At 46.0% G+C, this 10,462-nt stretch carries 7 protein-coding genes; 5 read left to right on the top strand and 2 right to left on the bottom strand.

The features are described from left to right. Positions 1 to 606: 606 nt before the first annotated feature. The 5 genes from OL444_RS04150 to OL444_RS04130 are packed head-to-tail and all read left to right on the top strand — an operon-like array spanning position 607 to position 8,549. Entirely contained in the window at positions 607 to 3,198 is a 2,592-nt protein-coding gene (locus OL444_RS04150) for an NACHT domain-containing protein (protein WP_264734496.1), read from the top strand. Between the two features lie 21 nt (positions 3,199 to 3,219). Beyond that, positions 3,220 to 4,140: a transglutaminase domain-containing protein gene (locus OL444_RS04145; protein WP_264734497.1), complete on the top strand. Its 921-nt coding sequence runs from the start codon at positions 3,220 to 3,222 to the stop codon at positions 4,138 to 4,140. A gap of 16 nt (positions 4,141 to 4,156) precedes the next feature. Next, on the top strand, positions 4,157 to 6,007 hold the full coding sequence (locus OL444_RS04140) for a chloride channel protein (protein ID WP_264734498.1): 1,851 nt from the start codon (positions 4,157 to 4,159) through the stop codon (positions 6,005 to 6,007). Positions 6,008 to 6,043: 36 nt separating this feature from the next. Then, entirely contained in the window at positions 6,044 to 6,649 is a 606-nt protein-coding gene (locus OL444_RS04135) for an NAD(P)H-dependent oxidoreductase (protein ID WP_264734499.1), read from the top strand. A 1-nt stretch (position 6,650) separates the two neighbouring features. Further along, positions 6,651 to 8,549: a monovalent cation:proton antiporter-2 (CPA2) family protein gene (locus OL444_RS04130; RefSeq protein WP_264734500.1), complete on the top strand. Its 1,899-nt coding sequence runs from the start codon at positions 6,651 to 6,653 to the stop codon at positions 8,547 to 8,549. Between the two features lie 12 nt (positions 8,550 to 8,561). Here the strand turns inward: OL444_RS04130 and OL444_RS04125 are convergent, their stop codons facing one another. Beyond that, positions 8,562 to 8,813: a hypothetical protein gene (locus OL444_RS04125; RefSeq protein ID WP_264734501.1), complete on the bottom strand. Its 252-nt coding sequence runs from the start codon at positions 8,811 to 8,813 to the stop codon at positions 8,562 to 8,564. A 311-nt stretch (positions 8,814 to 9,124) separates the two neighbouring features. Then, positions 9,125 to 10,312, bottom strand: a complete 1,188-nt coding sequence (locus OL444_RS04120) for a DUF5009 domain-containing protein (protein ID WP_264734502.1) — start codon at positions 10,310 to 10,312, stop codon at positions 9,125 to 9,127. Positions 10,313 to 10,462: the final 150 nt, after the last annotated feature.

Genomic DNA, 10,462 nt, shown 5'->3' with positions numbered 1-10,462 from the left:
TTCAGTTTCATTGAGATACAATAAAACTCTTTAAGGAGGCCAGGTTAAGAAGTGATTTTTTGGGGAAGGGATACTGGTTGATAAATAAGTATACTTCCTTAAAAATGTTAATGGAATGTTATAAAACAGCTACGAAAGTAGAATGATGGGGCCGTAAATGAAAAGGTCTTTTTATTCATTACAAAGGGGCATTGTTCAACCTATTCAATTTGCTGAAACATTATTCATTTTGTTCAAATTGAACAATTTTCTAATGAGGGGAAACGTGTATAAAAGACAGTTTATATCATAAAAGATAAAAAAAATTATGCATTTTTTTATCCGACGATTTATTTTTTCAGATCTGGTAAATATTTTTCTCTTGCTGCCAACAAGCCCGACAAATGTGGCACACTGATAAACAGGGAATTGATAATTTAATTATTATACATAGATGATATTTTTTATTTCAAAAGTAGCCAGAATCTTATTATCAATAATAATATATATAATTCAACTTAATGCCTTCTGTTCATTTTGTTCATTTGCCTCCCCCGAAATCTAAACCCCTGATCCATACGTAATTAAAAACAGTACCGAGATTCAAAAATTCCATTATTGTCCCCTATGATTGATCTATCCTATGACTTTATCATCACACTGCAAAATGAAGTATTACGCAGGTTTGGTGTTGAAGTCATGCTACCTGGAGATTGCAAACATCTCTCTCAGTCCATACTGGATGACACCACAAAGTTGGTAAGCGAAACTACGCTCAAGCGTGTGTTCGGATTTGCTGTAGCGCAACACAGCTTCTCCAGATATACCTTGAATACCCTTTCGCAGTATTGTCAGTATAAAGACTGGGAAGATTTTCAGCAACATCATTACAGACAGCTGAACGCTGCTACCAAAAGCAATTCAGCAACTGCCGAGCCATTGGATAATAGTAAATGGGCCGACCTGAAAACCAAAGCAGACGCCGTTTCCCATTACACGATGCTCACTCTCAAAAACCGGTCGGGTATTACTTTCTCCCATACCGTACACCGTTCTTCCTGCAATGCACATATAGAACGCTTCCTGGAAAGTGATTATGCGGCCACCGCATTAATTGCGCCATCAGGGTGGGGAAAGTCACTGGCACTCGTACACCTCGCAGAATATTTCTGGTTTGGTAAAGAAGCCCGCTATAAAGAAGATATCTGCTGGTTCATACATGCACATGCCGCCGGCAGCCTCCTGTTGAAAGGCTTCTCCCTCTCTACCTGGCTCGATAACCAAATGAACCTGGGCAACGGAGAAAACTTCCGGGAATACTTTGCCAGTCATTTCGATAAAAAGGGAGGACGCCTTATATTAATAGTAGATGGCTTCGATGAAATTGCCGTAGCAGGAGAGAAGCTCCGCATGCTCTACTCCAAACTGGAAGATTTCGTTTATTCCAACGATCTGTATCCGTGGGTAAAAGTCATCCTCTCTATCCGCAGCAGTACCTGGTCTGAAATATTCCAGCAATCGCAGCAATACCCTGCCTTCCGGCGTTACTGGTACCTGGGTGCAGAAATGGACGAAGAAACAAACATCAACATACCACAACTCACGGAACAGGAAGTCAAGTCCATTCTGTATAACCAACAGTTTGACCCGGCTACTGTACGGCTCTTCTCCGAAAGCTTCCTGCAAAAACTGCGGCATCCTTATTATCTGCAGCTATTCTGTCAGCTCAACAGCGGACCGGATCAGACTTTTGTGGATGAACACCTCAGTCTCTTCGAAATTGTATCCCGCTTTATTCAAAACCGGGTATTCAATTCTCCCAGCAATGCCTTCAAAATAAAAATCATAGAAAAATTACTGGCATTACTGGATATGGGTAGAACCGGTATCTATACCGACAAAAAACTACTGCTCAATCAGAACGCTGAACTTTTTCCGGCCTATAAAGAGTTACTGGCAGATAATATCCTGGTAGAAGAAAATCTCAGCCAGGAAATCATGTTCCATGTAAAAGTGCGCTTTGCCCACACGTTCCTGCTGGAATACTTTGTGGCTATGCACTACCTCAATAGCAGCAACCAGGAAATCACAGAACAGGTGCTCCTGGATATACTCACCCATCTGCCGCAATCCCCTTACCGGATCGGCGTATTCAGATGGCTGTTGCGCTATGCTATCACCCACGCACAAACGGAAAGCATCATTAAAATGCTGCATCTGCCGTTGGCCAATATCGAAAAATCACATCTCCTGGAATACCTCGTATTGCACTATCAACACGAAGGCAACAACAAAGGAGAACTGAAATCCATCTTCCCGCCAGGCTTCTTCCGGAAAAACCTGATCAGCAGTATTATTAATGATGAATTCATTCAGTTCCGGAAACGGAAAGTGCTCACCGCCCTCCTCGGATTGGCGGAAGCGACACACGACAAGCTCAAAATACGCAGCATGCTCTTCACCATGGCGCTGCTACAGCTGGATGCGGAACAATGTGAACTGGAACTGAACAACATCAAAAAGCTATATCCGGCAGATGAAACGGTTACAGATCTGTGGGTATCTCCCTATGAAATCCTGTTATTCATTTATGAATTCCTCAAATTTGGTATCATCAATGAAAACATCCGGGAGAAAATATATAGCTATCCTTACTACTGGAATACCACCGGCAACAAAAATATATCGGTGCCACAGGAAATTGTATTCCGGAATATGGGTACTGTATTTATACTGCTGGGAGATAATAACCATCTGCTCCACTTCACCCAACGTCTCTTTGAAACCTATCCTTCGCTGCCACACAGGAAAACCGATTCCTTCCGGCTGATGTTACTCTGCTGGCAGGCGCAGGCCTTCCTCGGATTGGGCAACACCAAATCGGCGGAACGGATTTGCCGGCATACAGACCAGATCCTCAAAAAATATTCTTCGGATTATTTCGGCGGGAAATACCTGGAATCATTACAAAAAATGCTGTATGCCAGCGTATACTTTAATGAACACGAGTTCAATAAAGCGATCCGTATTGCCGAAACAGCCGTAGAAGCCGCTCAGAAGCTGGATTTCAAGATACTGGCTCTTATGAATTTCGGTTTGCTGCAAAAAATTTACCAGCAACTGCAAATGGAGAAACAGAAAAATGATACCCTCCAGCAAATTGAGCTGATCAGAAAAAGTACCTCTTTTAAACAGGCTGTTTCTAATTTTGCGCGGTAATTATGGCATAATTTTGCTTTATTGCATAGCATAATGGCCATCGATGAAAGCAGGTATACTGCAACACAGAAATTACTGCTCAATATACTGAGCCTCCTGACACTCTTGCCACTGGCGCCTTATATCAACCGCTTTGTACCACCTCTGGTAGCAAACGGCTGGCATATAGACCTGGTGTTGTCGGTTGTTGTCAGCTGTCTGCTTGTATTTATACTCCGCTGGGTATTCCGGCCCCTCATCATTCCGGCCTTCCTCCTGGTATGTGGCCTGTTGCTGATTAACCGGTATACCCATCGCTATACCTTCTCCAACGTTATCAACGACTATAAAGGAATGGTGCAGGGCAACTGGGGCGCGAAAGACAGCAAACAACTGGACATCCTCAGCTTGTACCCCAAAAGGGTGGAAAGCTATCGCGATAAAACCGTGAGAGGCATGCGGGAAAAAATCAACTACCGGGATTCGGTGGTACGCAACTTTTCCGTTAAACATTCGCTGGACTACTACGATGAATACTTTTATAAATATGGTAAGGTAACGCGCTTCCTCTCGCTCTTCCGTTTTATCAACAGTCGTTTTAAATATGTGCTGGATTCCCGCAGGGATGAATACTTTGCCACACCACAGGAAACCATCCAAAACGGTTTGGGCGGCGACTGCGACGACCATTCCATTTTAATGACTTCCTGCCTGCAATCTATTGGCGCACGCTGCCGCATCGTACTGATCAAAGGACACGCGTATCCCGAACTATATTGTGGCAACGAAGATGAATTTGAAGTCATGAAACAGGCCATCATCACACTTTTCCCCAGGCCTGTGGTGAGAGAAATATACTATCACGAGCTGAAAGGCGAGTACTGGATTAACCTCGATTATACGGCCCGTCACCCCGGCGGCCCCTATATGAATGATAAAGTTTATGCACTGATTGAGCTCTGATCCCTAAATTTGCGGCATGAGCCAATTTAACCGCATCCGGAAATATCATAGCTTTTTCAGATTCAAACGTGACTTTGAGCAATACAGCATGAAGAAGGTCAGGAGCTATGAACTGGTTATTCATTGGCTCCACAGCAAAATGAACAGGAATCAGTTCCTGTTGCTGTCTGGTATTATTGTAGGCTGCGCCGCAGGTATTGCCGGTGTTGTCCTGAAAATGCTGGTCCACTACATCCACTATTTTATTACCTACAAAGTACACTTCAGCACCCAGGTTGTTTTTTATCTGGTATTCCCTTTTCTGGGTATTGTGTTAACTACGCTCATGGTAGTATGGTTTTTCAAAGGCCAGGCCCGTAAAGGCATACCTGCCATTCTGCATGAAATTGCGCTCAACTCCAGCCTGATACCTCCTGTAAAAATGTATTCGCAGGTGCTGCAAAGCGCCATTACCGTGGGGTTAGGTGGTTCTGCCGGACTGGAAAGCCCTATTGCTGTTACCGGTGCTGCACTCGGGTCTAACTATGCCCGTACCTACCACCTGGGCTATAAAGAAAGAACCTTGCTACTGGCCGCCGGCGCCACTGCCGGTATTGCGGCAGCCTTCAATGCGCCCATCGCCGGGATGATGTTTGCCTTTGAAATACTACTGACCGGCGTCGTGTTTTCCGACTTCATGCCCCTGATTGTAGCAGCGGTTTGCGGCAGTCTCTTATCTAAAATCATCTTGCAGGAAGAAGTATTGTTTCACTTTGAATCCCGTACTGCCTTCAACTATCATAACCTGCCTTTTTACCTGGTGCTGGGCCTTCTGAGCGGACTTTATGCCCGTTATTATGTGGTGATCTCACAAAAGGTGGAACACTTTTTCCACCGCCTGAAATGGAGCGCCCTGCGTAGAGCCATGCTGGGGGGTTTACTGGTATCTGCGCTTTGTGTGGCTTTACCGCCGTTGTTCGGAGAAGGTTATACCAGTGTAAAGTCGCTGGCTAACGGTCAGGGTGAAACGATTTTACAGAACAGCTTTTTCCGGTACCTGCCCATCCAAAGCTGGATGATATTGATATTTACGGGATGCGTTTGTTTACTGAAAGCCTTTGCGGCTTCCATTACCATACAAAGCGGTGGTAATGGCGGGAACTTTGCGCCTTCTTTATTCTCCGGTGGGTTCCTCGGCTTCTTTTTTGCCATGCTCTGTCAGCAGCTGGGCATCACGGATATTCCGGTCACCAATCTGGTAATCGTAGGCATGGCGGGCGTAATGGCCGGTGTCATGTATGCTCCGCTCACGGCCATCTTCCTGATAGCAGAATCCAGCTCCGGCTACGATCTGTTTATTCCGCTGATGATTGTGTCTACCATTTCTTTCCTGCTGGCTAAATGGTTCTCACCCATCTCTCCCGAAATCAAACAGCTGGCGAAAGAGGGAAAAGTATTTACACGGGAGCACGACAAAAATATTCTGCTGCTCCTCAAAATGGATGAACTCGTGGAAAAAGATGTACAGCTGATTACAATCGATGCTACCCTCCGCGACCTGATTGAACTGGTGAAAGCCGGCAACCGGAATATCATTGCAGTAGTGAATCAGCAGCAGGTATTTGAAGGGATCATTACCCTGGATGAAATCAGGCCTATCATGTTTAATCCGGATGTATACGATACCGTTACCGTGAAACAACTCATGAAAGCGCCACCAGCTATTGTTTCACCAAAAGATAACATCAACCAGGTGATTAAGAAGTTTGACGCCGCCAATGCCTGGAACCTGCCGGTAGTGCAGGATAAAAGACTCGTGGGCTTCATCTCCAAGTCGAGCATTCTCAATAAATACAGATTATTATTACAGGAATATTCAGAAGGATGATTTAAATTAATTCCGGATTCGTAATCAATCAACCTCATGGCCCGCATATTGATCAATTTTGCCCATCCCGATCTGGAGCAATCCAGGTTGCATGTGCAGCTGTTACGCACGATTAAAAGTATACCCGGCATCACTTTTAATGATTTGTATGAGCAATATCCCGATCTGGATATCAATGTAGCCCGTGAACAACAGCTACTGGAACAACATGATATTATACTGATGCAACATCCTTTTTACTGGTACAGTGCACCGGCTATTGTAAAGCAGTGGCAGGACCTGGTGCTGGAGCATGGATGGGCTTATGGTCATACCGGCAAAGCGCTGCAGGGAAAATATTTCACCAATATCATTTCTACCGGCGCCGGCGAAAGTGCCTATACACCGGCAGGTATCCACCAGCATGATCTTCGCCAGTTCCTGTTACCCTATCAGCAAACCGCCCGGCTGTGCAACATGCAATATGCCGCCCCTTATGTTATTTATGGATTGCACCGGATGGAGCTGACAGAAATCAGGGAACAGGCGCAGCTGTTTCGCGATACGCTGACGTTACTGCGCCAGGATCATTTTGATCTGGCTGTATTACCCGGCCTGCAGTACCTGCAGGATATTCTTCACCTTCCCGCTCAACTTCAATAATATGGATCAACACTCATTACTTTTTCAGTCCATGGTATACCTGGCAGCAGCCATTGTATTTGTACCCATCGCCAAAAAACTGGGACTGGGCGCTGTATTGGGCTACCTGCTGGCAGGCGTTATTATTGGCCCTTCGCTACTGGGTTTTATCGGGAAGGAGGGAGAAGATATCATGCACTTCGCTGAATTTGGCGTGGTGATGATGTTATTTTTAATTGGTATTGAGCTGGAACCAGCCTTGTTATGGCGGTTGCGGGCTTCTATTCTTGGGCTGGGAGGGCTGCAGGTTACGCTCAGTGCGGCCGCCATTGCAGCCATTGCCCTCTGGCTGGGACAGCCCCTGAATACTGCACTGGCACTGGGTATGATCCTTTCTCTTTCCTCTACGGCCATTGTATTGCAAACGCTGAATGAAAAAGGGTGGATGGAAACTTCAGCCGGACAAAGCGCTTTTTCCGTATTGCTCTTCCAGGATATTGCCGTTATTCCCATGCTGGCGATCTTTCCATTGCTGGCAGGTACGGCCGCAGCAGATGCGGCACCACATGCCCCTTCTCTGCGGGATCATTTACCGGGATGGGGACAAACCCTGGTTGTATTGGGTGCTGTGGCCGTGATCATTGTGGCCGGCAGGTATCTGGTACGGCCGTTGATGCGGGTTATTGCGCGCACCCGGGTAAGAGAGTTGTTTACCGCCACCGCCCTGCTGATGGTGGTAGCCATTGCGGTACTGATGAACCTCGTAGGGCTCAGTTCCGCACTGGGCGCCTTTCTGGGCGGAGTTGTGCTGGCCAACAGTGAGTACCGGCATGAGCTGGAAAGTGATATTGAACCATTTAAAGGATTATTGCTGGGCTTATTTTTCATCGCTGTTGGCGCCTCTATCGACTTCAAACTGATTATGCAGCAACCCTGGCTGATCATGGGGCTGGTTGTTGGTATTATGACCATCAAAGGCATTGTATTGCTGGGATTGGGAAAGATATTCAAACTCAGTACCGATCAAAACCTGTTGTTTGCCTTTGCGTTGGCAGATATCGGTGAATTTGCGTTTGTGTTGCTTTCTTTTACCAATCAAACGCACCTGATGAGTGAATCCATGACCAGTATGATGACGGCCGTGGTAGCCATCAGTATGGCGCTTACTCCGTTGATTATGTTGTTGTATGAAAAAGTCATCCAGCCACACTTTACGATGTCGGAGTTAAAAGAAGAACGGGATGCCGATGAAATCAACGAAAAGAATCCCGTTATCATTGCCGGCTTTGGCCGGTTTGGCAGCATGACCGGGCGATTCCTCCGTGCCAACGGGATCCATGCCACCATCCTGGATATGGACTCCGACCGGGTGGATGCCCTGCATAACCTGGGTATCAAAGTATATTACGGTGATGCCTCCCGCTATGATCTGCTGGCAGCTGCCGGCGCGAAAGATGCCAAAATACTCATCATTGCTACCGATAACACAGAACAAACGCGGGAGATAGTCGTGATGGCACAACGTTACTTTCCACACCTCCAATTATTGGTGCGCTCCAAACAGGTAGAAGATACCTTTGAGCTGATGGATCTGGGTGTGCTGCATATTTACCGGGAAACCGTGGATACCTCCCTGCGGCTGGGCGTAGATGCCTTGCGTATGCTGGGCCAGCGAGCCTATCACAGCGAACGTGCAGCCCGTACTTTTTTCCGGCAGGATGAACGTTCGCTGAAAGGGTTATCGGCGCTGCGCGATGATAAAAAACAGTATGTCAACTCCATGAAAGAACGGATTGAAGAAATGGAAAAACTCATTTCTTCCGATCGGATCAAATCCTGGCTGGATGAGGGGAAAGGCTGGGATGCCAGCCCTATCCGTGATGAGGTAAGGGGAGAAGAGAATAAAGATACACCGCAGTAAACCGCCGGCGATTTATTGGATATGCTGAATAATCAATTCCGCCACATGATGTAGTAATGCCACATCCACATCCCGTTGCTGATCGTGCATTGGCTTGCTGGATACCGCCCGTACGTAGCCTTCTTCGTCTGGCTCATATACGATTTCATGTTCGGCAATATTTACTTTGTACACGGTTTTAAACTGCTGATGTGCCGTATGTACTTCCAGTATATGTGGCTGGCCTTTATATTCAAACTTAAGGGTAAATGTATCTGTTGACATGATGCAAGCGCTGTTGTATACCGGGTTTGCCTATCTTTTCTTTGAAGGTCCTGTTTGATCCTCTTTTTCATGTTGATGCATTCACTATGATAAAAGACAATCCAGGACACCCTTCATTGGTATATACCCGGTAGTATGAAAAATATTAACATCACCATCCCTGTTTGAGGGTGATATCCTGCGCTAAGATAGCTAAAATCGCTCCCGGTAACGTTTATACCCACTCTCTTTTTTTCCTGAGGCCCCTGTTATGCCGGTTTAAACCGGCATAACAGGGGCCTCAGAAGTATGATATCGTATTCAATTGTTTTTTATAACTGCAACCGGATACCAATACGGTTTAATCCTTTTACCAGCACCAACATGATCACGGCATAAAAGATACACCAAAGTATGCCTGGCGTGCCTTGCGACAATACCTCCGGCAGACTGATATGACAGGCCAGCAGCAGGTACAACACGATATCCGGCAACATATACGTCAACAGTGGATTGGAGGCTGCCGGGCGGAAGAAAGCGGTCCAGCGGCTTACCTGTTTCAGTGTAATCAGAAAATATAAAAAGGAAAAGATGGCCACACAGATGGCTGCGCAGTACAGGCACCAGGTTGGTGTTGCCCAGATTTTAGAGATTTTGTAAGCGGGTCGCAACAGGGCACCGGTAATCATTAATATGGCAAAGTATCCGGTAACACGGGATACTAACCGGCTGCCTTTTAATCCCAGTTCTTCATCAAAATAAAATAAAGACAACAACATACCACATAATACAATGGCCGTGTGTGCAGCATTACCAGCCTGTGCACCCAGCCAGCTAAAGCTACCTTGTTGTATAAATGGTTGCTGACACAAAATGTAATATCCGATAGCTGCTGCTATCATCAGGAAGATTCCGCCTGCCACGCCTTTGAACAGCTGATAAATAATACAGGCGTACAGGTAGGCCCAACCAATGAGTCCGAGGATGCCCCACCACTGTGGTGTCAGCCGGTCGGTACCTGCTTCGCCACCTCTGTAAATCCAACCCAGTATAATCAGCCCGGCAATGCCAGCTCCTTTGAAACACCAGGAAATCCAGGGTTGCTGAAAGGTATAAACATTCCACACCAGGATTACGCTACCATAAAACAATAAGGCCCATAATGCCATAGGAATACCCGTGGCGGCTTCATTCAGGCCGGATGTATTTACCATGAAAACACCGAGTACCAGCAGCCCCAGGGTACGCCAGATAATGTGTTGCTGTAGTTGCCACCAGGTATCGCCTTTGGCCAGGCGGCTATTGATCGCAAAAGGAATGGACATTCCCACAATAAACAGGAAAGCAGGAAACACCACGTCTACAAAAGTCATGGCATCGGCATCTGCCGGCATATGTTTCATCCAGATGGGGATACCGCTTACCCCCGCCACGCTGTTAACGAAAATCATTACCAGGATAGTAATTCCGCGAAAAGCATCTATCGGCAAAATGCGGCCGGACGTTAATTTGTTGATCATAAGTGGAATGGTTTTCAAATTGACATTTTTACAAAATACATTAAAAAAAGATTTTCTTCATCTATTTATCAAGATTACGCTCATCCCATTTCCGGAATAGCTATGATGAAAAATAATTACCTTCCCGCCGACTAAATAATTGCTTAATAC

It is taken from the genome of Chitinophaga nivalis, from assembly GCF_025989125.1.
Lineage (GTDB): Bacteria > Bacteroidota > Bacteroidia > Chitinophagales > Chitinophagaceae > Chitinophaga > Chitinophaga nivalis.
Note: the sequence above shows the minus strand (reverse complement) of the source record. Positions and strands in the feature narration are given on the sequence as shown.